Genomic DNA, 22,701 nt, shown 5'->3' with positions numbered 1-22,701 from the left:
TCCCCCTGCACCCCCTGCCAAAGGGCAGCGGCCCTTTGGAAACCCTTTCGATGGGCGGCGTGGAGGAGGGGCAGGAAACGCCCGCCTGACCCGCGGCCCCGCCATGCCCCTCCTCCACGCCGCCCATGAATTGATGGGTTCAAAGGGGCCGCTGCCCCTTTGCGGGGTGCGCGAGGGGCAGCGCCCCTCGCATGCTCGCTCCCTCTCGCCCAGCAGGTCCCGCCGATGAGCACCAGTGTCCTCCCGCCCGAGGTGCCGAAGGGTGCCCTGGATGACGCGACCGCCGCGAAGGTGGAGGCGCTGATCGAGCAGGAGGAGGGTGCGCAGAACCGGCTGCCTGGCTTGCTGGGGCATGCGGCGGTGGGTGTCGCGCTCGCGATGTCGCTGTTCCATCTCTGGGCGGCCTGGGACATCGTGCCGACGACGACGCTGCGCTACGTGCATGTCGGTTTCGCGATGGTGCTGGGTTTCGCGCTGTTCCCGATGCACCGGCGTTTCCGGCACCGGGTGATGGTCTGGGACTGGGCGCTGATCGCGGCGGGGATCTACTGCATCTGGTATCTGATCGCCGGCGGCGATGATTTGCAGGATCGCTACATCTTCCCCGAGCCGATGGACCTGGTCGTCGGCTGGATGCTGATTGCGTTGGTGCTGGAGGTGACGCGCCGCGCCACGGGCTGGATCATGCCGGCGGTGGCGATCGCCTTCCTGCTCTATGCCTTCTTCGGCAATCACCTGGCGCCGCCCTGGCGGCACCAGGGCTACGACATGGAACGCCTGATCCCCCACATCACCATCACGCTGGAGGGGATCTTCGGCACGGCGATCGATGTCTCCGCCACGCTGATCGTGCTGTTCACGATCTACGGGGCCATTCTCCAGGCCACGGGCGCGGGAAAATTCTTCGTCGATTTCTCCTTCAGCCTGACGGGTGGCAAGCCATCGAGTGCGGGGCGCACCGTGGTGCTGTCCTCCTTCCTGCTCGGCGGGCCTTCGGGATCGGGGGTGGCGACCACCGTCACGCTCGGCACCGTCGCCTGGCCGATGATGCGCCAGGTCGGCTATCGCGCGGATGATGCCGGCGGGCTGCTCGCGGCCGGCGGGCTCGGCGCCATCCTGTCGCCGCCCGTGATGGGTGCCGCGGCCTTCCTGATCTCCGAGTATCTGAAGATCGGCTATCTCGACGTCATCGTCATGGCGATCGTGCCGACCTGCCTCTACTACGCCTCCCTGCTCTTCATGGTGGAGCTGGACCAGCGGCGCATCGCGGCGCGGCGGGCGGCGGACCCGAATGCGGCGCCGCCGGAGGCGATGAAGGTCGATCCCGTCGGCAAGCTGGTGCGGGAATACGGCTTCCACTTCTCCACGCTGGTCGCGATCGTCGTCTTCATGGGCATCGGCTATTCGGCGACGCTCAGCGTGCTCTACGCCACCCTCGTCGCCGTCGTGCTGTCCTGGATCAAGCGGGAGACGGCGATCACGCCCCGCAAGCTGATCGATGCGTTGGCCAGTGGCGCGGTGCAGTCCGTCGGCATCGCGGCCACCTGCGCCTGCGCGGGCATCATCGTGGGCGTCATCACGCTGACGGGGCTCGGGCTGAAATTCTCCGACATCGCCATCCAGGCGGCGGGCGGCAGCCTGGTGATCACGGCGATCTACACGGCGCTGATCGTCTGGGTCGTCGGCCTCGCGGTGCCGGTGACGGCCAGCTACATCATCTGCGCGGTGGTTGCGGCGCCGGCGCTGATGAAGCTTGGCGTCCCGGACTACGCCGCGCATATGTTCGTCTTCTACTATGCCGTGCTGTCGGAGGTTTCGCCCCCCACCGCGCTCAGCCCCTTCGCGGCGAGTGCGATCACGGGGGCCGGCCCCTACCGCACCACCCTCCAGGCCTGGAAATACACCCTGCCCGCCTTCGTCCTGCCCTTCGTCTTCGTGACCGATCCGGAAGGGGTCGGGCTGCTGCTGCGCTTCACCGCCTCCATGACCTGGGTCGATGTCGCCTGGCAGATCGTGCTGGCGACGGCCGGGCTGGCGGCGCTGGCCGCGGCCTGCCAGGGCTTCCTGATCCGCGCCATGCCGGGGTGGGAGAGGCTGGCGCTGGTGGTGGCCGGGGTGCTGATGATCTTCCCCGCCTCGCTCGATGCGCTGGCGCCGGGGGTCGTGCCGGTACCCCATTGGATCGGCCTTGGCCTGGCGGCGGCGCTGACGCTGTTGCAGTGGCGCGGGCCGGGCGCCCGGCCCGCCTGATGCGGCGGCGGGCCATCGGGCTGGTGCTCGCGCTGCTGCTCGCCGGCTGTGGCGACACGCCGGTGGCGGAGGCGCTGCGCGGCGTGATGCCCGCCGCGGAGGCGCCCGCCCCCGCACCCGCCCTGCCCGCCGGGGGGCTTCGCCTGTCCGGCCAGCGGCAATCCCTGGTCTTCGCCCTGGCGCAGCAGACCGGCAATCGCCGCCTCTGGCGCGCCGATGGCGGCGTGGCGGTGGCGACGGACGGGCCGCGCATCATCGCGACCGCGGGCCTCGGCCAGATGCTGACCGCGACGCGGCAGGAGGGGCCCGACCCGCTGGAGGATGTGGCCGCCCTGCTCGACCAGCCCGCCAGCACGCGGCGCACCGTGGACCTGGCGGGGGCGAGCCGGGAGCCTTCCACCATGCGCTTCGGCCTGGTGATCGAGTGCCGGCTCACCGCCTCCCGCCGCGCGGGGGAGATCCTGGTGCGGGAGGAATGCACCAGCCCCCTGGGCGGCTTCGTCAACCGCTTCTGGGCGGATCCCGAGACCGGCGCCGTGCTGCGCAGCGAGCAATGGGTGGGGAACGAGGTCCCGCCGGTCACGATGGAGATGCGCTGAGGGCCTCAGCCGCGCCCGATCCCATCCAGCCGCGCCATGGCCCCCGCCGGCAACACCAGCGCCCCGGCGTCCAGGTTCTCCCGCAGATGCGCGGGGGAGGAGGTGCCGGGGATCAGCAGGATGTTGGGCGACCGGCGCAGCAGCCAGGCCAGGGCCACCTGCATCGCCGTGGCCCCGACCTCCTCCGCCACCGACGCCAGCGCCGCGGATTGCAGCGGCTGGAAGCCGCCCAGCGGGAAGAAGGGCACATAGGCGATGCCGTCCCGCGCCAGCTCGTCGATCAGCGCGTCATCGTCGCGATGCGCCAGGTTGTAGAGGTTCTGCACGCAGGCGATGGCGCAGATGCCCCGGGCCTCCGCCACCTGGCGCGGTGTCGCGTTGCTCAGGCCGATGTGCCGTACCAGCCCCTGCCGCTGCAGCCCCGCCAGCGCTTCCAGCTGCGGCGCGACGGAGCCCTCCGCCGGGCCGTGCACCGCGAACATGCAGCGCAGGTTCACCACCTCCATGGCCGACAGCCCGAGGTTGCGGAGATTGTCGTGCACGGCCTGCACGATCTCGGCCGGGGAGAAGGCGGGCAGCCAGGATGCATCCTCCCCGCGCCGTGCGCCGACCTTGGTGACGATGACCAGGTCGTCCGGATAGGGGGACAGCGCGTCGCGGATCAGCCGGTTGGTGAGATGCGGGCCGTAGAAGTCGCTGGTGTCGATGTGGTTGACGCCGCCGGCCACCGCTTCCCGTAGCACCCTGCGCGCCGCTTCCGGGTCCCGTGGCGGCCCGAAGACGCCGGGCCCCGCCAGCTGCATCGCCCCGTAGCCGATCCGGCGCACCTGCCGGTCGCCGAGCCGATAGGTGCCGGGCTGCGTGATGCTGTCCATCGTCGTTCTCCTGTGAACGGGGCGAAGATGGTCGCGGCGGCATTGCGCGATAATCGGCTATGGTCGGCACAGCCCGTGCGGGAATTCGAACAATGGCCGTGGATCTCGGTGACCTGAACGCCTTCCTCGCCGTCGCCCGGGCGCGTGGCTTCCGTGATGCCGCCCGCGCCACGGGCGCCAGCGCCTCGGGGCTCAGCGAGGCCGTTCGCCGGCTGGAAGCGGGCCTCGGCCTGCGCCTGTTGCACCGGACCACGCGCAGCGTGCGCCCGACCGAGGCGGGCCAGCGGCTGCTCGATCGCCTCGGCCCCGCGCTGGGGGAGGTGGAGGCGGCGCTCGATGCCGTGGGCAGCCTGAGGGACACGCCGACGGGCACGCTGCGCCTCAATGTCCCGGTCAGCGCCGTGCGGCTGGTGCTGCCGCGGATCGTGCCACCCTTCCTTGCCGCCCATCCCGGCATCCGGCTGGAGGTGACGGCGGAGGACAGCTTCGTCGATGTTCTCGGCGCTGGCTGCGATGCCGGCATCCGCTACGATGAGCGGCTGGAGCAGGACATGATCGCGGTGCCGATCGGCCCGCGCCGCCAGCGCTTCGCCGCCGCGGCGGCGCCGGCCTATCTGCGCCGCCATGGCCATCCCACCCATCCGCGCGACCTGATGGCCCATGCCTGCCTGCGCGGCCGCTTCCCGGGCCGCCCCCTGCTGCCCTGGGAATTCGAGCGGGAGGGGGTGGTCGTGCGCGTGGACCCCAGCGGACCGCTGCTGGTCAGCATCGGCGGGGCGGTGGACCTGGCGGTGGAGGCCGCGATCGCCGGCACCGGCATCGTCTATCTGTTCGAGGACTGGCTGCGCCCGTATGTCGACCGCGGCGTGCTGGAACCGGTGCTGCCCGATTGGTGGCAGCCCTTTCCGGGGCCCTTCCTGTACTATCCCGGCCGGCGCCTGGTCCCCGGCCCGCTGCGCGCCTTCATCGACTTCATCCGGACAGCGGCGTGACCGCTACCGCCAGCCGAGCCCGGCCCGCTTCATCCGGCGCAGCACGAAGCCCATCCACACCAGCTGCCCCGCCACTGCCGGCACCACCACCAGCGGCTTCAAGGGCGGCGGCAGCTGCAGGAAGGCCAGCGCGAGTGCCGCGTGGAAGGCCGCGAAGCCCCAATGCACCGCCGCCACGGTGCGGACCGGCACGCCGGAGCGCTGCGCCAGCTGGTACAGGTGGGTCCGGTGCCCCTCCGCCAGCCTCTCCCGCATCAGCGCGCGGCGCGCCAGGGTGAAGCCCGCATCGAAGAGCAGGCCGAAGATCAGCAGCGGCACGATGAGGAACGACACCTGCTGCCCGTCGAAGCGCGATGCCGCGACGGCCAGCACCGCCAGCATGAAGCCCGCGAACTGGCTGCCGACATCCCCCATGAAGATGCGGGCCGGGTGCAGGTTGAACGGAAGAAAGCCCGCGAAGCCGGCGGCCAGGAACAGCGCCGCGGCATAGACGAACCAGCCCCCCTGCATCGCCGCCAGCAGCGCCAGCGCGGCGCTGGCCAGCAGCAGCGTGCCGCCCACCAGCCCGTCCAGCCCATCCATGAAGTTCACGGCATTGGTGCAGCCGACGATCCAGACCAGGGTCAGCGCCGTGCCGAGGAAGCCCAGCTCCACCACGCCGATCCAGGGCAGCGCCAGCTTCTGCACCACCAGGCCGCTCGCCACCGCCACCAGCGCCGCCAGGCATTGCGCGGCGAGCCGCAGCCGGGCGGAGAGGTCCCGCACGTCATCCACTAGCGCGACACCGGCGATGGCGCCCGCGGCCAGGATCACGCCGATGAACTGCCGGTCCGCCACCCGCGCGAAATTCGCGACCTGGTAGAGCACCAGCATCCCCGCCATGAAGGCCAGCACCACGCCGATGCCGCCGCCCCGCGGGGTCGGCCGCACATGGGCGCTGCGGGCATTCGGGTGGTCAAGGATCGGGAAGGCGATCATCAGCCGCACGGCGAGGGCGGAGAACACCGCCAGCGCGCCCGCGAAGGCCAGGTGTTCCAGGAAGGCGGGGACGGTCATGCGGGGCCGCTACAGCACGGCGGGGCGCGCCGGGGCAAGATTGGACGGTGCAGGGGCCGGGGCAGCGCCGCGGCGCCTGGACCGCGGCGCTTCGGCCTCAGAACCGCAGCTGGGTCCGCAGGCCGGCGACCACCGCATTGCGCCCCGGCACGCCGCCGGGGTGCCAGACGCGGGCCACCATGGGCTGCAGGCTGAAGCCCGGCACCACCTCCGCCTGCCAGGTCGCCTCCAGGTTCATCTCATGGCCGCGCACGCCCTCCGTGCCGCCCAGCCGCCGCGCCTCCCGGTCCTGGTCCCGCACGGCGTCGGAGAAGCGCGCATAGAGCAGGCTGATGCCGAGCCGGTCCTCCGGCCTCCCGGGGACCAGCCCCGCCGCCACCACGCCGCCATCCGCCTGGAAGCCGATCACGCTGCGCTCCCCCGGGCTGGCCGCCGCGCGGAGGAAGCCTGTCACGCCGCTGCCCGCATCGCCGCCCGCCGGCCGCCAGAGCTGCTGGTCCAGCACGCCATAGACGCCGCCCTGGCCGCGACGCCGGCGCGGGTCGCCGCCCTCCGCCACGCGCTGGTCGTCGAAGCCGCCGGGATGCGCCCAGCCGCCGAGCTTGGCCGTGCGGGCGAGGCCTTCCTCCCCCTGGTTGGCGCGGAACTGCGCCTCCGCGAAGATCAGGGCCGGGTCCCGGGTCCGGAAATTCGTGCCGTGGCGGTTGCGCTGCTGCTCGTCGCCTTCCCCCCGCCCGGCCGGGTCGCCGTTGAAGACCGCGAGCTTGAGGGTCGTGTCCTCCGCCACATCCCAGGCCACCATCACGCCGGGCGTCGCCAGCGGATAGGCCGGGCCGCCGCTCGGCAGGTTCAGCGCGGCGATGGTCGGGAAGTCGCTCTGCAGGAACAGGGCGGAGGCCTCGGAGAAGAAGAACTCCACATCCGCCGCCAGCTGCCCCGCCCGCAGCCGCACCGTGCCGCCGGCCAGGCCCTGTTCCAGCCAGAACTCGGACAGCCTGGCGGTCGGCACGCCCTCGATCGCCGCGATGGTGTTGACGCCGCCGACATAGTCGCGCCGCATCCGCCCGGTGTTGTGCAGCACGAAGGCGTTTCCGTAGAAGCGCAGCCCCGTGAGCCCGGCCAGCTTCTCCAGATCGGCGGCGAGGCTGGTCTCCAGCATCCCCTGGTCCACCGTGCCCCGCCGCTGCCCGCCGGAGAGGTTGGACAGCACGTCGTTGCGGTACCAGAGGTTGAAGGTCACGCCCCGCTCCGCCAGCGCCGCCCGGTGGCCGAAGGGATCGCCGCCGGCGGGCAGGCTGGTCGCGATCGACCCTTCCGGCACGCCGCGCTCGTCGTAATCGGGCTGGTCCGCCAGCGCCGGCGCCGCCCCCAGCATCAGCGCGAGGCACAGGATCCGGGGCAGGTGCATGGCGGCTTTCCTCACATCAGGCGCCCGGGCTCCAGGCTGGCATAGACATCGCCCGAATTGGCCTCATGCGGCAGCGCCTCGATCCAGGCGGCCATCGCCGCCGCCCCGATCGGCGCCGGGTGGGCGAAGCGCATGCCCTCCCCCAGGCAGGCATTGAAGTGGCGGAAACCGAGGGCCGAGAGCCGATCGAGGCAGGCAGCCGCCACGCCGCGCTGGATGGTGGTGAATTCGAAGGAGAGGCTGCGCGGCGCGCGCGTCAGCCCCGCCAGCGCCACCGCCTCATACCCCTCGACATCGATCTTCACGAAGTCGGGGATGCCATGCGCGGCCGCCAGCGCATCCAGCGTCGTCACGGGCAGGCGGAGTTCCCGGTCCCAGACCTGGCCCTCCCACCCCGCCGCGCCATCGGCGGCGGCCACGAAATCGGCGCTGGCGGTGGCGACCGTGGGGTTGGCGGAGTTCACCCGCAGCACGGCCTCGCCCACCGCCTCGCCCACCAGCGATTCCACCAGGGTGAAGCCGGCATCCCCCCGGAAGGCGCGGCGCAGGAAGCGCGCCAGCAGCGGCTGCGGCTCCACCGCCACCGCGCGCGCGCCGAGCCGCCGGAAGCTGGCCGCGCGATCGCCCACATGGGCACCCACATCGAAGCCAAGCTCCCCCGGCCCCAGGAACCGCGCCTGGAACCCGTCCAGCGCCGCCGCCCGCCCGGGCTCGCGCAGATAGGTGCGGATGGAGGCGCGGATCGCCGCGACGGAGGTCACCGGAACACCACCGCGGCGCCGCCCGCTGCCTCCGGCGGCACCATGATCCCACCCGGCACGTCCCGCAGCGGCAGCCCCGCCAGCACGGCGCGCGCGGCCCTTCCCTGGTCGCCCGTCCGGATCACCATCCCCGCCATGAAGGGCAGGGCGGGCGCCGCCACCCCCGGCAGCACCCGCCCCAGCGCCGCCGCCGGCAGGATGCGCACCACCGTCTCCATGGCCGGGGAGAACGGCCCCGCCGCGCCGGCCGCGCCCGGCAGCCTCACGCGAAAGCCCGCCACCGGATCGGGCTCCGCCGGCAGCCCCGTGAGGCGCGACAGCCGCGCCACCGTCTCCGCCGGGTCGGCGGCGGCCAGGATCGCCGCCTCCAGCGCCTCCGCGCCATTGGTGTGGCCCATCCAGCGCGGGTCCCAGACCAGCTCCGGCGTCATGTGCTGCACCAGCTGGATCCGCCCCTCCGGCGCATCGGGAAAGGGCAGCCGGGCGAAACGGGCGATCGGCCCGCCGGCCTCGACCGGGCGCTGCAGCCAGGCAATCCCCGGGATCGCCATCCCCCCCGCCCGCAGCCGCGCCAGATTCCCCTCCGCATCCTCCATCCCGAAGGCACAGATATGCGCGCCGGCGTAGCGCGCCAGGAAGCCGTCCAGCCCGTTGGAGAACAGCGACGCGTCATGGATGCCGAGCAGCTCGACATAGCCATGCTTCAGGAAGGCGCAGCGATTGGCCGAACCGAAGGGCTCCACCGGGCCATCCGGCGTCCGCCGGCCGGATTGCTGCGCGAAGGGGGAAAGGACGAAGCCCATCCGCTCCCACGCGGCCCACAAGGGCGCGGGGTCGCGGGCACAGAGGCCGAGATGGTCGAGGACCGTGGCGGAACTCATGGGAGCATCGGGGAAGGCTTTGCCTTCCCCGGACCCCATCCACCAGGCCCGAGACGGGCCTGGACCGTCGTGAAGGGGACCATCCTCACAGGGCGGGGTTCTCGTACTTGTCGAGCAGCCACTCCGCCGGCTCGGCCGCGGCTTCGCGGTACCAGCGATCGACCAGCGGATGCGCGCGCACGGCCGCGACATAGGCGCGGGAGGTGCCGTTCAACTCCGGCTGCCAGGTCAGGAAGCGCGCCACCACGGGGGCATACATCGCATCGGCCAGCGTGAAGTCGATGCCGGTCAGGAAAGGCCCGCCATACTCGCCGATCGCCTCCGCCCAGATCGCCTGGATGCGGGCGATGTCCGCCAGGCTCTCCGGATTGCGGCCATGGCCCGGGAATTCCCGGCCGAGATTCATCGGCATCGCCATGCGCAACGCCCGGAAACCCGCATGCATCTCCGCCGCGATGCTGCGCGCATGGGCGCGGGCCGCCCGCTTGCGCGGCCAGAGGTCGGCCTTGAACTCGGAACAGTATTCCGCGATCGCGATGCTCTCCCACATCCGCGCGCCGCGATGTTCGAGGTAGGGGACCATCCCGTTGGGGGAGATCGCCTTGATGGCCTGGGTGCCCCCGCCGCCCGCCAGCGGCACCACCACCTCCTCCACGTCGAGCTGCGCCAGCTGCACCATCAGCCAGCCGCGCAGGCTCCAGGAGGAGTAGCGCTTCGTCCCGATCACCAGCCTGCCCTCGGCCATGGCCGCGTTCCCCTGATCCGTTTCTCGATTCATGGCACGGCCAGCGCCGGCTGTCCCGAGGGGGGCGGAACCGGCCGCCACTAGCGACCGCGCCCGCGCGGGAGTAGCAACCGCCCATGGCTGCTTCGGCTCGGGACCGCATCCTCCTCAACCTCGCCCTGGATTCGCTGGTGGCGGCACTCGCCCTGCCCGCCGCGGTCTGGCTGGCCGCGCCCGGCGCCTGGCCGCCCGCCCTGTGGTGGGCGGCCGCCATTCCCGGCACCATCGCGGCGCTGCTGGCGGTCGGCGTGCCGCTGCGCCTGCCGCAGCAATACTGGCGCTTCGCCTCCCTGCCGGAGGCGCTTTCCACCACCGGCGCCGCCGGGGCCGCGGCGCTGATCACCGCCATCGGCCTGCACGGGGCCGGCGCCTGGGTGCCGCCCAACCCAGGCTTCCCCGCCATCCACGCCCTGGTCCTCGCCGCCCTGCTGGCCGCGCCCCGCATCGCCGCGCGCCTGCGGCACGCCGGCCGCGGCGGCCCGCTTTCCGACACGCCCGCCGCCCCCGTCCTGCTGGTGGGCGCCGGCGATGGGGCGGACCTCTTCATCCGCGCCATCGGCCAGGAACGCAGCCCCGCCTACCGCGTCACCGGCATCCTCTCGCTGCGGTCAAGGCAATTGGGCCGCCGCATCCATGGCCTGCCCATCCTCGGCACGGCGGAGGATGCGGCCGCCATCCTCGACCAGCTGCGGGAGGAAGGGCGCCTTCCCGCCCAGATCATCCTCGCCACCCCCCAGCTGCAGGGCCTGGAACTGCAACGGCTGCTCGACGCCGCGGACCGCCACGGCCTGCCCGTGAAGCGCGCCCCCCTTCCCACGGCGCTAGGCCCCGCCAGCCGCCGCCCCGGCGAACGCGCGGAAGCCGAGCCCCGCGTCACGCTCCGCGCGGTCGAGATCGAGGACCTGCTCGACCGCCCACAGGTGCCGCTGGACCGCGAAGGCATGGCCCGCCTGGTGCAGGGCCGCCGCGTGCTGGTCACCGGCGCCGGCGGCACCATCGGCGGCGAGCTCGCCCGCCAGGTCGCCGCCCTCGGCCCGGCCAGCCTCACGCTGCTCGACCACGGCGAATACGTCCTCTACGAGATCGACCTGGAGCTTCGCGAACGCCACCCCGGCGTGCCCCGCCGCGCGGTGCTGGCCGATGTCCGCGACAGCGCCCGCATGGCGCGCCTCATGGCGGAGATCAGGCCGGAGCTCGTCTTCCACGCCGCCGCCCTCAAGCATGTGCCGATGGTGGAGAACGACCCGCTGGAGGGCCTGCTGACCAACGCGCTCGGCACCCGCATCGTCGCCGATGCGGCGCGGGAGGCCGGCTGTTCGCTGATGGTCTTCATCTCCACCGACAAGGCGGTGAACCCGACCAGCGTCATGGGCGCCTCCAAGCGGCTGGCGGAGATGTACTGCCAGGCGCTGGACCGCGGCGCCCGGCAATCCGGCACCGGCATGCGCCTGGTCACCGTCCGCTTCGGCAACGTCCTCGGCTCCACCGGCTCCGTCGTGCCGCTGTTCCGCCGGCAGCTGGAGCGCGGCGGGCCGCTGACCGTCACCCACCCCGACATGCGCCGCTACTTCATGACGGTGCGGGAGGCCGTGGGCCTCGTCCTCCAGGCCAGCGTCGTCGGCGCCACGGACCGGCAGGACCAGCCGCCGGAACTGCGGGAGGGCGGGATCTTCGTCCTCGACATGGGCGATCCCGTGAAGATCGTGGACCTCGCCCGCCGCATGATCCGCCTGGCGGGGCTGCGTCCCGATGACGATGTCGAGATCCGCTTCACCGGCCTTCGCCCCGGGGAGAAGCTGTTCGAGGAGCTGTTCCACGGCCAGGAACCCCCCAGCCCCACCAACTTCCCGGGCCTGCTGGTGGCCACGCCGCGCACCACGGATGCGGCGGAGATGGGCCGCGCCATCGATGCCGTCGCCGCCCTCGCCGCCGCCGGGGACCGCAAGGCGGCCCTCGCCCGCCTCGGCGCCCTGGTTCCGGAATTCGAGCACGAGACCAACGGCAAGGCGCCCTGACGCGCCGGCTACATCAGCCCCAGCGCCATGATCAGCGCCGTCAGCGTCAGCACCGAGGCGGCGGTGGACAGCAGGATGATGCGCGAGGTCGCGGCCAGGTTGGTGCGGTAGCGGTCGGCCAGCATGAAGGCGCCCGTCCCCGTCGGCAGGGCCGAGAGCAGCACCAGCACGCCCAGCGCCTCCCCCTCCACCCCGAAGGCGTAGCGCCCGAGCAGCCAGGCCAGCAGCGGCTGGCCGAGCAGCTTCAGCAGGGCGATGCCGATCGGCAGGCCGCCTCCCTCCGGCATCCGCGCCGCCGGCAGCGCGAAGAACAGGCCGATCGCCAGCAGCGCGCAGGGGCTCGCCGCCGCGCCCAGCATCCGCGCCACGCTCGCCAGGCTCTCCGGCATCGTGATCCCGGCCATCGCCCAGGCCGCGCCCAGCAGCGGCGCCGCCACCACGGGGTTGCGCAGCAGGGAGGCCCCGACGCGCAGGCCGAGCCGCAGCGGATGCGCCTCCGCCTGCCGCCCCGCCTCCATCAGCGTCAGCGCCACCGCCAGCACCACGCTCGCCGTCAGGATGGTCGCGACCGAGACCAGCGCCACGCTGCCCGGCCCGAACACCGCCCCGCAGATCGAGAAGCCCATGTAGCCGACATTGGCATAGCCCGCGTTCAGCCCCTGCAGCGCGGCCGCCGTCAGCCCCTCCCCCCGCCGCAGCCGCCACGCCATCACCGCCAGCAGCATCAGGCAGGCACCGAGCACGAAGGCGGCGACGAAGCCCGGCTGCCACAGCCGGGCCCAATCCGCCTCCGCCATCACCAGGAACAGCATGGCCGGCAGGCCGAGCGCGATGACGAAGCGGTTCAGCTCCCCGCTCGCCGTCGGGCCCATCCAGCCGAAGCGCCCCGCCGCATAGCCCGCGCCGATCACGGCGAAGACCGGCACCACCGCCAGGAAGGCGGTCAGCATGAGCGGGCCCGGAGGAACCCCGCCACCGCCGCCAGCAGCGCCTCCGGCTGTTCGCGATGCGGCACATGGCCGCAGCCCGGCAGGATCACCGCCTGCCCGCCCGCGCCGGCCCGCGCCACGATGCGTTCGGGATGCAGCGCGGATCCGTATTCATCCCGCTCCCCATGCACCGCCAGCACCGGCGCCCGCAGCCGCGCCAGCGCCCCGTCCAGCGTCCAGCCCGCGAAACCAGGCGACAGCCAGGTGCCGATCCAGGCGTCGAGCACCCAGCGCGCCTTGGCCCCGTGATGGCGTTCCAGCCGCGCCACCTGCGCGGGATCGGCGAAGAGGGTTTCGGCCTGCCGGATCCCCGCCAGCGTCCGGTCCTCCACGAAGGCCTGCGCCGCCACCGTGACCACGGCCGGGCCATCGGCACCCGCCGCCACCGCCATCCCCCCGCCCACGCTGTGCCCCAGCGGGATGATGCGCCCCAGGCCGAGCGCCGCCCGGATCGCGGGGATGGCGACGCGCCCCTCTTCCTCGATGAAGCCCGGCGCCAGCCGCCCCGGATGCGGGTCGGACTGCCCGAAGCCCAGCCGGTCATAGGCGACGACGCCCATCCCCGTGGCCGCCGCCAGCCTCTCCGGGAAATCCCGCCACAGCGCCACGCAGCCCAGCGAATCATGCAGCAGCAGGATGGTCGGGCGCCCCGGCTTGTGCCGCCAAGCCCGGGCGAACAGCCTCCCGCCCGGCACGCCGATCCAGTGGTCAACAGGCGTCACGCAGGGGGCTCCCCATCAGGAGCCCCCCTTCTAGCGCAGGGTCACGCCGCGCGAATGGCCCCGAGGAAGTGGTCCACCTTGCCCCGCAGCCCTTCCGCCTGCCGCGCCAGCTCCGCCGAGGCGCCGCGCACCTCCGCCGCCGCGCTGCCCGTGCGTTCCGCATCCTGGCTGACGCCCGCCGCGTGTTCCGAGGCCTGGCGCGTGCCGGACGCGGCCTGCGCCACCGCCTGGCCGATCTCCTGCGTCGCGGCCGCCTGCTGCGCCGCCGTCTCCGCCACCTGCGCCGTCGCGGTGTTCAGCGTGTCGATGGTCCGGGCGATGGCGCGCACCACCTCGACCGTCCGGCCCGTCTCCGTCTGCATCGCCGCGATCTGCGCGCCGATCTCCTCCGTCGCCTTCGCCGTCTGCGCCGCCAGCGTCTTCACCTCGCTCGCCACCACGGCGAAGCCCTTGCCGGCCTCCCCCGCCCGAGCGGCCTCGATGGTCGCGTTCAGGGCCAGCAGGTTCGTCTGGCCCGCGATGTCGCCGATCAGGCGCACCACGTCGCCGATGCGCGACGCGGCTTCGGACAGGCCGCGCACCGTCGCATCGGTGCGCTCCGCCGCCTCCGTCGCCTCCCGCGCCGCCGCGGCGCTGGCGTCGATCTGGCGCACGACCTCCCCGATCGAGGCGGAGAGTTCCTCCGTCGCCGCCGCCACGCTGCCGACATTGGCGCTGGCCATGGCCGTGCTGTCCGCCACGGCGGCCGCGCGCGCCGAACCGTCCCGCGCCGTCGTCGCCATGCCCGTCGCCGTCGCGTCCAGCTCCGTCGCCGCGGAGGCGACGGTCCGCAGCGCATCGGCCGTCTCGGCCTCGAACTCCCGCAGCAGCGCGTCCACGCGCGCCGCCCGCGCGGCCTGCGCCTCGCGCTCCGCCGCCTGCGCCGCTTCCAGCGCGTTGCGTTCGGCGGAAGCCGCGCGCAGCTGCTCCACCGCCTGCGCCACCTCCCCCAGCTCGTCGCGCCGCGCGCTGCCCGGCACTTCCAGCGTCAGCTCCCCGCCGCCGATCCGCCGCACCACGCGGGCCAGGTCGCCGAGCGGGGAGACGAGGCGCCGCAGGATCACCACCAGCGCGCCGCCCATCACCGCCAGCGTGGCCAGCGCCATGGCGCCGATGATCATGAGGTCCTGCCACCCCTTGGCCACCATCGCCTCGCCCTTGGCGATCGCTTCCTCCAGCGCCGCATCCCGCACGCCGACCATCTGCGTCAGCGCGCCGGTGGAAAAGCGGCGATGCGCGGTCGGGTCGTTCGGCCAGGCCTCGCTGCCGCCCGCCAGGCGCACGCCGCCGATGCGGACCAGGGTGCGGAAGCCGGGCTCCCCGGTCACCAGGTAGCCCTGGCGGATGGAGGTCTCATAGGCCCGCGAGACGGGCGCGGACCCCACCGCCTCCACCAGCCGTTCCAGCGTCGCGAGGATCTCCTCCACCCGGCCGGTCAGCTGCTGCGCCGTCGCCAGCGCCTCGGGCGTGATGGCGCCGCCGCCGACCCAGCCGTTCAGCAGCAGGCCGCGCCGCCCGGCGATGTCGCGCAGCTGGCCGCCCTGCATCGCCGTCTCCAGCAGCGGTGCCAGCGCCGGCGCCAGGCGCGACAATTCGCGCGCCGCTTCCCGCGCCAGGCCGCTCAGCCGGTTGCCGTGGTCGTTGCGCACCTGGGAGAGTTCGCGCAGCAGCGCCGGATCCCGCTGGGCCGGCGGCTGGGGGGCCGCCGCGATGGCGCGCTGCGTCAGCGCCGTCATCGCCTGCAGCGCGTCCCGCGCCGGGGCGGAATCCAGCCCCACGGTGCGCGCATTCATCTCCGCCGCGGCCAGCAGCCGCTGCATCTCCTCCTGCCCCGCGCGCAGATCCGCCAGGTCCGGCTGCGGCACCGCCATGGCGGTGCTGATGCGCGCGGATTGCAGCGCGAAGGCGGTCTGCCCGCGCAGCACCTCGCTGATCAGCCGGGTGGAGGTCACCACCCGTTCCGTCTGCCGCAGTTCCGACCAGGCTTCGCGGGCCTGCCAGGCCAGGGCCACCAGCCCGGGCAGCGCGATCAGGGCGAAGCACAGCAGCAGCAATTGGCGAACGCGCATCCTGCTCAATCCTTGCCAGGGCCCGGGGCCGGGCCGCCTTGATACCGAAGGGGCACGCACGTCACGCCGCGCGGATGGCGCCCAGGAACTGGTCCACCCGCCCGCGCAGCCCTTCCGCCTGGCGCGCCAGGTCGGCGGATGCGGCGCGGACCTCGCTGGCGGATTGGCCCGTCTGCTCCGCGCCCTGGCTGACGCCCGTCGCGTGGTGGGATGCTTCCTGCGTGCCCTGCGCGGCCGCCGCGGCGGCGCGGCCGATTTCCTGCGTCGCCTCCGCCTGCTGCGCCGCCGCTTCCGCCACCTGGGCGGTGTTGCGGTTCAGCGCCTCGATCGTGCCCGCGATGGCGCGCACCACCTCGACCGTCCGGCCGGTCTCGGTCTGCATCGCCGCGATCTGCGCGCCGATCTCCTCGGTCGCCTTGGCCGTCTGCGCCGCCAGCGCCTTCACCTCGGAGGCCACCACGGCGAAGCCCTTGCCGGCCTCGCCGGCCCGCGCCGCCTCGATCGTCGCGTTCAAGGCCAGCAGGTTGGTCTGCCCCGCGATGTCGCCGATCAGCTTCACCACGTCGCCGATGCGCGACGCCGCCTCGGACAGGCCGCGCACCGTCGCATCGGTGCGCTCCGCCGCTTCCGTCGCCTCCTGCGCCGTGGCGGCGCTGACTTGCACCTGGCGCATCACCTCGCTGATCGAGGCCGAGAGCTCCTCCGTCGCCGCCGCCACGCTGCCGACGCTGCCCGATGCCTCCGCGGAGGATCGCGCCACCGCGGCGGCGCGCTGCGTGCCATCCGCCGCCGTCGCCGCCATGCTGGTCGCCGTGGCGTCGAGTTCGGTCGCCGCGGAAGCGACCGCGCGCAGCACATCCGCCGTCTCCGCCTCGAACGCCACCAACAGCGCGTCGATGCGCTGCGCGCGTTCCAGCTGCACCGCCGCCTCCGCCTTCTGCGCGGCCTCCAGCGCCTCGCGCTCCAGCGAGGCGCGGCGCAGCTGGTCCACCGCCCGCGCCATCTCGCCGAGTTCGTCCGGCCGATCGCGCGCCGGCACCGCCAGCGTCAGCTCCCCTTCGCCGATCCGGCGCACCGTGCCGGTCAGCTGGCCGAGCGGCGCCACCATGCCGCGCAGCAGCAGCAGCAGCGCCAGCACCACCACGCCGCCCGTCACCACCATGCCGGCGACGGAAGCCGCCAGCCGCATGCGGGCGGAGGAATCATCCGCCGACGCGCGTTCCAGCGCCTCGTCCAGCGCCGCGTCGCGCATGTCGAGCAGCCGCGCCAGGGTCTGGATGGTGTAGCGCGAATAGGTCGCCGTATCCTGCGGCCAGGGCGTCTCCGCCGTGGCCGGCTGCAGCCGCGCCCGCGCCACCCGCAGGAAGCTGCGCCAGTAGGGATCGGCCTCCTGCCCGAACAGGCGCTTGAGGTCGGCCAGCGCCCGCGTCAGGCGGGGGGCGGCCGAGGCCTCGACCAGCCGTTCGATATTGGCCATGGCATCCGTCAGCCGGCCGCTCAGCTCGACCAGCCCTTCCAGCGCCTCCGCCTGGATCGGCGCGCCGCCCACCCAGGGGGAGACGCCGAGCGCCCGGCGACCCGCCACTTCCCGCAGCGTCATGGCGTGCAGCGCCACCTCGATGAAGGGCGCGACGGCCGGCGCGGTGCTGGTGATGACGCGCGCCGCATCGCCGCCGACCGCGCTCATCCGCGTGCTGAGATCCGCCCGCTTCGCCAGCACCTCCGCCAGCAGGGCGGGGTCGCGCGCCGGCACCGGCTGGGCGGCCGCCGCCGTCACGCGGCGCATCAGGTCCTCCAGCGCGGCCGAAGCCTCCCGCACCACCGCGGCATCGCTGCCCGCCGCCCCCATGCTGCGCTCGGCCGCCGCCAGGCCCTGGATCGCCGCCTCATGCGTCTGCCGCATGCCGGCAAGGTCCGGCGCCGGCGCGCGCAAGGCGACGGTCAGGTTGCCGGTCTGCACCGCGAAGCTGGATTGCGCGCGGCCGATGTCGCTGAACACCTGCGTCGCGCGGATGGCCCGGTCCGCCCGCGCGGAATCACGCCAGGCCTCACTGGCAAACCATGCGGACAGCGCCAGGCCCGGCGCGGCGATGGCGATGAAGCCGAGGAGGAAGCGTGACTGGATTCGCATGGATATCCCGGACAGGCAGACGCATTCCGACCATAAGCCAGCCGGCTTGCCGGTCCCTTAACCCTGGCCCGCGCCTCAGGCAGCGCGGATGGCGCCCAGGAACTGGTCCACCCGCCCGCGCAGCCCTTCCGCCTGGCGCGCCAGCTCCGCCGAGGCGCCGCGCACTTCCGACGCGGATTGCCCCGTCTGGGCCGCGCCCTCGCTGACCCCGGTCGCGTGGTGGGATGCTTCCTGCGTGCCCTGCGCGGCCGCCGCGGCGGCGCGGCCGATCTCCCGCGTCGCCTGCGCCTGCTGCGACGCCGCTTCCGCCACCTGCGCGGTGTTGCGGTTCAGCGCCTCGATCGTGCCTGCGATGGCGCGCACCACCTCGACCGTCCGGCCCGTCTCCGTCTGCATCGCCGCGATCTGCGCGCCGATCTCCTCCGTCGCCTTGGCCGTCTGCGCCGCCAGCGTCTTCACCTCGCTAGCCACCACCGCGAAGCCCTTGCCGGCCTCGCCCGCCCGCGCCGCCTCGATGGTCGCGTTCAGCGCCAGCAGGTTCGTCTGGCCCGCGATGTCGCCGATCAGGCGCACCACGTCGCCGATGCGCGACGCCGCTTCGGACAGGCCGCGCACCGTCGCATCCGTGCGCTCCGCCGCCTCCGTCGCCTGCCGCGCCGTCGTGGCACTCGCCTCCACCTGGCGCATCACCTCGCTGATCGAGGCGGAGAGTTCCTCCGTCGCCGCCGCGACATTGCCGACGCTGGCACTCGCCTCGGCGGAGGACCGCGCCACCGCCTCGGCGCGCCGGGTGCCGTCCGCCGCCGTCGCCGCCATCGTGCCCGCGGTCGCGTCCAGCTGCGTGGCGGCGGAGGCGACGCTGCGCAGCACGCCGGCGGTCTCCTCCTCGAAGGCGCGCAGCAGCGCATCGACGCGCTGCGCGCGTTCCAGCTGCACCGCCGCCTCCGCCTTCTGCGCCGCTTCCAGCGCCTCCCGCTCCAGCGACGCCAGGCGCAGCTGGTCCACGGCGCGCGCCATCTCGCCGAGTTCGTCCGGCCGGTCGCGCACCGGCACGGCCAGCGTCAGCTCCCCCTCGCCGATCCGGCGCACCGTGCCGGTCAGCAGGCCGATCGGGCGCATCACCTGGCGCAGCAGCATGATAAGCGCCGCCACCAGCAGGCCGCCGATCACGCCGGCGGTCGCCGCCGCCATGCCGAGTTCCCACCGCGCCGCCGCCAGCGCGGCCTCGCCGAACTCCCGCGCCTCCTCCAGCGCCGCGTCGCGCAGCGCCACCTGCGCGGTCAGCGCGGGCGGGGCGAAGGCGCGGTATTCCGCCAGGCTCATCGACCAGCCCTGGCCCGCGGTGCCGATGCGGCCGCTGGCTTCCTCCAGCACCCGCCGCCAGGTCACCTCCGACCCGTTGAGGAAGCTCCGCCGCTGTTCCTCCAGCGCCGCCAGCAGCCGCGGCGTGCCGATCGCGCGCGCCAGGCGCTCCGCGCTCGCGAAGGATTCCCGGATGCCGCCGGAGAGTTCCACCGCCGCGCGCCAGGCCTGCGGCTGCACCGGCTGCCCGCCGACCCAGCCCGTCATCGGCAGGGATCGCTGGCCGCTGAGGTCACGCAGCGAGGCGACATGCATCGCGATCTCCAGCCGCATGGCCAGCGCCGGCTGGGACAGCGCCAGGTCCCGCCCGATGGCCAGCGCCAGCTGCGTCATGCCGCCGCCAAGCTCCGCCCGCGCGGCCGGCAATTCGCGCAGCAGCGAGCCATCGCGCTGCGCCGGCGGCAGGCGCGCCAGTTCGATCGCCCGCAGCCGGAAGGCCTCCATCCGGCTCTGCGTCGCCGCCAGGGGCGCCGGGTCGAAGCCGGCCGCGGTGGCGCTGGCGATGGCGGTCGCCAGCAGGCCGCTCATCTCCGCATGGCCGCGGTTCAGGTCATCCAGGTCCGGCTGCGCCGCCAGCGCCACCGCGCTGACCCGCCCCGCCTGGGTGCCATAGACGGAGGAGGCGCGCAGCACGTCGCTGATGGCGCGCGTCGCCAGCAACCCGCTTTCGGCGACGGAGACGGCGCGCCAGCCCTGCCCCGCGAACCAGAGCGCGAGGACAAGCCCCGGCAGGGCAACCAGGCCGAAGCCGAGGAGAAAGGCGCGGCGGAGGCGCATGCGGGGACCTTCGGTTCAGTTCGTTGCCGCCAGCATGATCCCGCCTTCATCACCGGCACGCTAACGGGGCCGCCCGGCAACGCCCTGAAACCCCCGGTGATTTGGCCGACGCGGCACCCCGGGGCTATTGAACCCCGGCATCGACCGGATGACGCATGACCATGACCACGCCTCCCCCCATCGCCCTGTTCGACATGAAGGCCCAGCAGGCCCTGATCCGGGCGGAGATCGACCGCCGCCTGGCCTCCGTGCTCGACAGCGGCCGATTCATCAACGGGCCGGAGGTGCAGGAGCTGGAGCAGAAGCTGGCCGCATTCGCGGGCTGCGCGCATGCCGTCGGCGTCTCCTCCGGCACCGATGCGCTGCAGATCGCCATGATGGGCGCGGGCATCGGCCGGGGCGACGCGGTCTTCCTGCCCGCCTTCACCTACACCGCGACGGCGGAAGTGCCCCTCGTGCTCGGCGCCACGCCGGTCTTCGTCGATGTCCATCCCGGCACCTTCAACATCGACATCGATGACCTGAAGCGCCGCATCGCGCTGGTGGAAAGCCAGGGCCGGCTGCGCCCCGCCGCCATCGTGGGCGTGGACCTCTTCGGCCTGCCCGCCGACTGGCCGGCGATCGAGGCGCTCTGCGCGGAGAAGGGGATGTTCGCCCTCGACGACGCCGCCCAGGCCTTCGGCGCGGCTCTGCATGGCAAGCGCCTCGGCCGCTGGGGGCATGCGACGGCGCTGAGCTTCTATCCGACCAAGACGCTGGGCTGCTACGGCGATGGCGGCGCGCTGCTGACGGACGACGCGGACCGCGCGGAGCTGTGGCGCAGCCTGCGCACGCATGGCGAAGGCAAGACGCGCTACGAGGTGGAGCGCACCGGCATGAACGGGCGGCTCGATACCATGCAGGCCGCGATCCTGCTGCCGAAGCTCGGGCTGCTGGAGGCCGAACTCGCATCCCGCGCCCGCATCGCTTCCGCCTACAACCAGGGCCTGGCCGGCAAGGTCCAGACCCCCGTGACGACCGAGGGCACCGACCACGCCTGGGGCCTCTATTCCATCCTGGTGGAGGACGAGGCCGCCCGCGCCCGCGTCCAGGACGCCTGCAAGGCCGCCGGCGTGCCGACCGCGATCTACTACCCGAAGTCGCTGCACCGGCAGCCCGCCTACGCCGCCGCCCATGCCGGCGCCATCAGCAACGCCCCCGAACTGCCCGTGGCGGAGATGCTCTGCCAGCGCATCATGTCGCTCCCGATGCACCCCTACCTGACGGAGCAGGAGGTCGCGCGGGTCATCTCTGCGGTCAGCGGCGCGGTCTGAACCCTCCCAGGCTGAAAATCTTTATTGAGGCTTGAACCGGCGGCCCCCGTTGCTGTTGCATGACGGGACCATCAGACGCGGAGGCCGCCGATGCGCCGCAGGTCCCTGATTGCCGCCGCCGGCGCGGCGAGCCTCGCCAGGATCACCCCGGCCCGGGCGGATGAGCCGGTGGATGTCGCCCTCGTCCTCGCCGTCGATGTCAGCCGCTCCATCGACGAGGATGAGGCCAGGCTGCAGCGCGAAGGCTACCGCAGCGCGATCAGCGACCCCAAGGTGGTGGAAGCCATCCGCGGCGGCATGCTGGGCTCCGTCGCCCTCTGCTACATCGAATGGGCCGGCATCGAATACCAGCGCACCGTCATCCCCTGGACGCGCATCGCCAGCCAGGGGGATGCCGATGGCTGGGCCAATACCCTCGCCCAGGCGCCGCGCGCCTCCCTCTCCTGGACCTCCATCTCCGGCGCCATCGAGGCCTCTCGCCGCGCCATCGGTGAATGCCCGCATGAGGCGACGCGAAAGGTCATCGACGTCTCCGGCGACGGCGTGAACAACAGCGGCCCGCCGGCCGAACTGGCGCGCGACCGCGCGGTGGCGGAAGGCATCACCATCAACGGCCTGCCCATCCTGAACGACCGCCCGACCTTCGGCCGCGCGCCGCCCGTGCCGCTCGACATCTACTACCGGGACAGCGTCATCGGCGGGCAGGGCGCCTTCATGATCGCGGCCGAGGATTTCGAGGCCTTCGGCAATGCGGTGCGGCGCAAGCTGATCCGGGAGATTGCGGGGGTGGCGGGGCCCGTCATCCGCCATGCCTGACCGTGGGGAAGGCGCTGCCTTCCCCACACCCCATCCGCCAGGGGCGAACCGCCCCTGGACCGTCTCTCGTCAGCGTTCGATTTCTTCCAGGGACAGGCCGAAGGCGGCGACGCCCTCGCTCAGCAGGTCGCCGAGATTGTCGATGCCGAGGAGGTAATCGGCGGCATCGCGGCCATCATTCCGCTCCGCGGCCAGGCCCACGGCCTCCTCCCACTCGCCGGCCTCGTAGTCGCCGCGGCCGACCCAGCACAGCGCGATCAGCGCGGCCTGCTCATCCTCGTTCAACTCGGTGATGTAGGCGCGCAGGCTGTCCTCCGTGATGTCGTCCGGCCCGGCCACGTCGGTATCGTCGCCGCCATCATCGGCCGCCGCGCCAAGCTCCGCCTCCTCGTCACCCTGCACGGCACGGGCCTGGTCCACGATGGTCGCGACGGTCTCCAGGCTGATGCCCAGGTCGATCTCGTCCTCGGATGCTGCCGCCATGGGAATCCCCCCTCCTGCCTGCGCGCCCATTACAAAGCAGCGGGGCGTCACAGTTCCAGACGGGGGGCGAAAAAATCGCCCGGCAACGGCAGCCGGCATCGCCGCGTTGTGGCCGGGAGCAACGGAAGATCCCGCCATGCGCGCCTGGCCGATCCTCGTCCTGGCCCCGATGCTGGCCCTGCCCGCCACGGCCGATGCGCTGCCGGAGGTGGCGCAGATGCGCGGCCCCGGCTTCGGCTGCGCCGCGCCCTTCCTGCTGCACGCCGCGGATCCGGCACGGCGGGATGCCATGGCGGAAGACCCGCCGCCCTTCCGCCGCGCCATGCTGACCTGCCTGGCGGAACCCGGCATGCGCAAGCGGCCGCTGCACCACACCTGA

Annotated in this window: 19 protein-coding genes; 7 read left to right on the top strand and 12 right to left on the bottom strand. The window is 73.3% G+C overall.

Annotated elements, in window-relative coordinates; all coding sequences use genetic code 11:
• Nucleotides 1-225: 225 nt before the first annotated feature.
• Nucleotides 226-2,250, top strand: coding sequence for a TRAP transporter permease (locus tag JJI54_RS04220; protein ID WP_203071221.1), 2,025 nt, complete (start codon nt 226-228; stop codon nt 2,248-2,250).
• Nucleotides 2,250-2,849, top strand: coding sequence for a YjbF family lipoprotein (locus JJI54_RS04215; RefSeq protein ID WP_203071219.1), 600 nt, complete (start codon nt 2,250-2,252; stop codon nt 2,847-2,849). Before JJI54_RS04220 ends, JJI54_RS04215 begins: the two co-directional genes overlap by 1 nt.
• A 5-nt stretch (nt 2,850-2,854) precedes the next feature.
• Here the strand turns inward: JJI54_RS04215 and JJI54_RS04210 are convergent, their stop codons facing one another.
• A complete protein-coding gene (locus JJI54_RS04210; RefSeq protein WP_203071217.1) occupies nt 2,855-3,724 on the bottom strand; it encodes an aldo/keto reductase family oxidoreductase in 870 nt (289 codons plus the stop codon).
• A 92-nt stretch (nt 3,725-3,816) separates the two neighbouring features.
• On the opposite strand from JJI54_RS04210, the gene JJI54_RS04205 reads away from it, so the two are divergent.
• The gene (locus JJI54_RS04205; RefSeq protein WP_203071216.1) at nt 3,817-4,716 is read left to right on the top strand and encodes a LysR substrate-binding domain-containing protein; all 900 of its coding nucleotides are present in this window, start codon (nt 3,817-3,819) and stop codon (nt 4,714-4,716) included.
• Between the two features lie 3 nt (nt 4,717-4,719).
• On the opposite strand, the gene JJI54_RS04200 is transcribed toward JJI54_RS04205, so the two are convergent.
• The 5 genes from JJI54_RS04200 to JJI54_RS04180 form a co-directional block, all read right to left on the bottom strand.
• Nucleotides 4,720-5,772, bottom strand: coding sequence for a glycosyltransferase family 4 protein (locus JJI54_RS04200; RefSeq protein ID WP_203071215.1), 1,053 nt, complete (start codon nt 5,770-5,772; stop codon nt 4,720-4,722).
• A gap of 97 nt (nt 5,773-5,869) precedes the next feature.
• Nucleotides 5,870-7,180 (bottom strand): carbohydrate porin, encoded by a 1,311-nt coding sequence (locus JJI54_RS04195; protein WP_203071214.1) that lies wholly within the window; start codon nt 7,178-7,180, stop codon nt 5,870-5,872.
• An 11-nt stretch (nt 7,181-7,191) separates the two neighbouring features.
• Nucleotides 7,192-7,941, bottom strand: coding sequence for an FkbM family methyltransferase (locus tag JJI54_RS04190; protein WP_203071213.1), 750 nt, complete (start codon nt 7,939-7,941; stop codon nt 7,192-7,194).
• Nucleotides 7,938-8,822 (bottom strand): VOC family protein, encoded by an 885-nt coding sequence (locus JJI54_RS04185; RefSeq protein ID WP_203071212.1) that lies wholly within the window; start codon nt 8,820-8,822, stop codon nt 7,938-7,940. Before JJI54_RS04185 ends, JJI54_RS04190 begins: the two co-directional genes overlap by 4 nt.
• An 85-nt stretch (nt 8,823-8,907) precedes the next feature.
• A complete protein-coding gene (locus tag JJI54_RS04180; RefSeq protein ID WP_203071211.1) occupies nt 8,908-9,567 on the bottom strand; it encodes a glutathione S-transferase in 660 nt (219 codons plus the stop codon).
• A 116-nt stretch (nt 9,568-9,683) separates the two neighbouring features.
• Here JJI54_RS04180 and JJI54_RS04175 point away from each other — a divergent pair, with 116 nt between their 5' ends.
• A complete protein-coding gene (locus tag JJI54_RS04175) occupies nt 9,684-11,621 on the top strand; it encodes a polysaccharide biosynthesis protein (protein WP_203071210.1) in 1,938 nt (645 codons plus the stop codon).
• A gap of 8 nt (nt 11,622-11,629) precedes the next feature.
• On the opposite strand, the gene JJI54_RS04170 is transcribed toward JJI54_RS04175, so the two are convergent.
• The 5 genes from JJI54_RS04170 to JJI54_RS32585 all read right to left on the bottom strand — a co-directional run bounded on the left by JJI54_RS04170 (nt 11,630) and on the right by JJI54_RS32585 (nt 19,710).
• Nucleotides 11,630-12,571 (bottom strand): AEC family transporter, encoded by a 942-nt coding sequence (locus tag JJI54_RS04170; RefSeq protein WP_203071209.1) that lies wholly within the window; start codon nt 12,569-12,571, stop codon nt 11,630-11,632.
• Nucleotides 12,565-13,332 carry an alpha/beta fold hydrolase gene (locus tag JJI54_RS04165; protein WP_203071208.1) on the bottom strand — a complete coding sequence of 256 codons (768 nt, stop codon included), beginning with the start codon at nt 13,330-13,332 and terminating at the stop codon, nt 12,565-12,567. Before JJI54_RS04165 ends, JJI54_RS04170 begins: the two co-directional genes overlap by 7 nt.
• A 41-nt stretch (nt 13,333-13,373) precedes the next feature.
• On the bottom strand, nt 13,374-15,440 hold the full coding sequence (locus tag JJI54_RS04160) for a methyl-accepting chemotaxis protein (RefSeq protein ID WP_203071206.1): 2,067 nt from the start codon (nt 15,438-15,440) through the stop codon (nt 13,374-13,376).
• A gap of 61 nt (nt 15,441-15,501) precedes the next feature.
• Nucleotides 15,502-17,571, bottom strand: coding sequence for a methyl-accepting chemotaxis protein (locus JJI54_RS04155; protein ID WP_203071205.1), 2,070 nt, complete (start codon nt 17,569-17,571; stop codon nt 15,502-15,504).
• A 75-nt stretch (nt 17,572-17,646) separates the two neighbouring features.
• On the bottom strand, nt 17,647-19,710 hold the full coding sequence (locus JJI54_RS32585; protein ID WP_203071203.1) for a methyl-accepting chemotaxis protein: 2,064 nt from the start codon (nt 19,708-19,710) through the stop codon (nt 17,647-17,649).
• A gap of 161 nt (nt 19,711-19,871) precedes the next feature.
• On the opposite strand from JJI54_RS32585, the gene JJI54_RS04145 reads away from it, so the two are divergent.
• Together JJI54_RS04145 and JJI54_RS04140 are read left to right on the top strand one after the other, a co-directional pair.
• On the top strand, nt 19,872-21,023 hold the full coding sequence (locus JJI54_RS04145; protein WP_226381363.1) for a DegT/DnrJ/EryC1/StrS family aminotransferase: 1,152 nt from the start codon (nt 19,872-19,874) through the stop codon (nt 21,021-21,023).
• A gap of 90 nt (nt 21,024-21,113) precedes the next feature.
• On the top strand, nt 21,114-21,839 hold the full coding sequence (locus JJI54_RS04140) for a DUF1194 domain-containing protein (RefSeq protein WP_203071199.1): 726 nt from the start codon (nt 21,114-21,116) through the stop codon (nt 21,837-21,839).
• A gap of 69 nt (nt 21,840-21,908) precedes the next feature.
• Here the strand turns inward: JJI54_RS04140 and JJI54_RS04135 are convergent, their stop codons facing one another.
• Nucleotides 21,909-22,322, bottom strand: a complete 414-nt coding sequence (locus JJI54_RS04135) for a DUF3775 domain-containing protein (RefSeq protein ID WP_203071197.1) — start codon at nt 22,320-22,322, stop codon at nt 21,909-21,911.
• 136 nt (nt 22,323-22,458) lie between these two features.
• Between JJI54_RS04135 and JJI54_RS04130 the strand changes: the two genes are divergently transcribed.
• Nucleotides 22,459-22,701, top strand: coding sequence for a hypothetical protein (locus JJI54_RS04130; RefSeq protein WP_203071195.1), 243 nt, complete (start codon nt 22,459-22,461; stop codon nt 22,699-22,701).

Origin of the sequence: Falsiroseomonas ponticola, from assembly GCF_016805305.1 — a bacterium.
GTDB classification, from domain to species: Bacteria; Pseudomonadota; Alphaproteobacteria; order Acetobacterales; family Acetobacteraceae; genus Falsiroseomonas; species Falsiroseomonas ponticola.
This window is presented reverse-complemented; position numbering and strand designations above follow the sequence as displayed.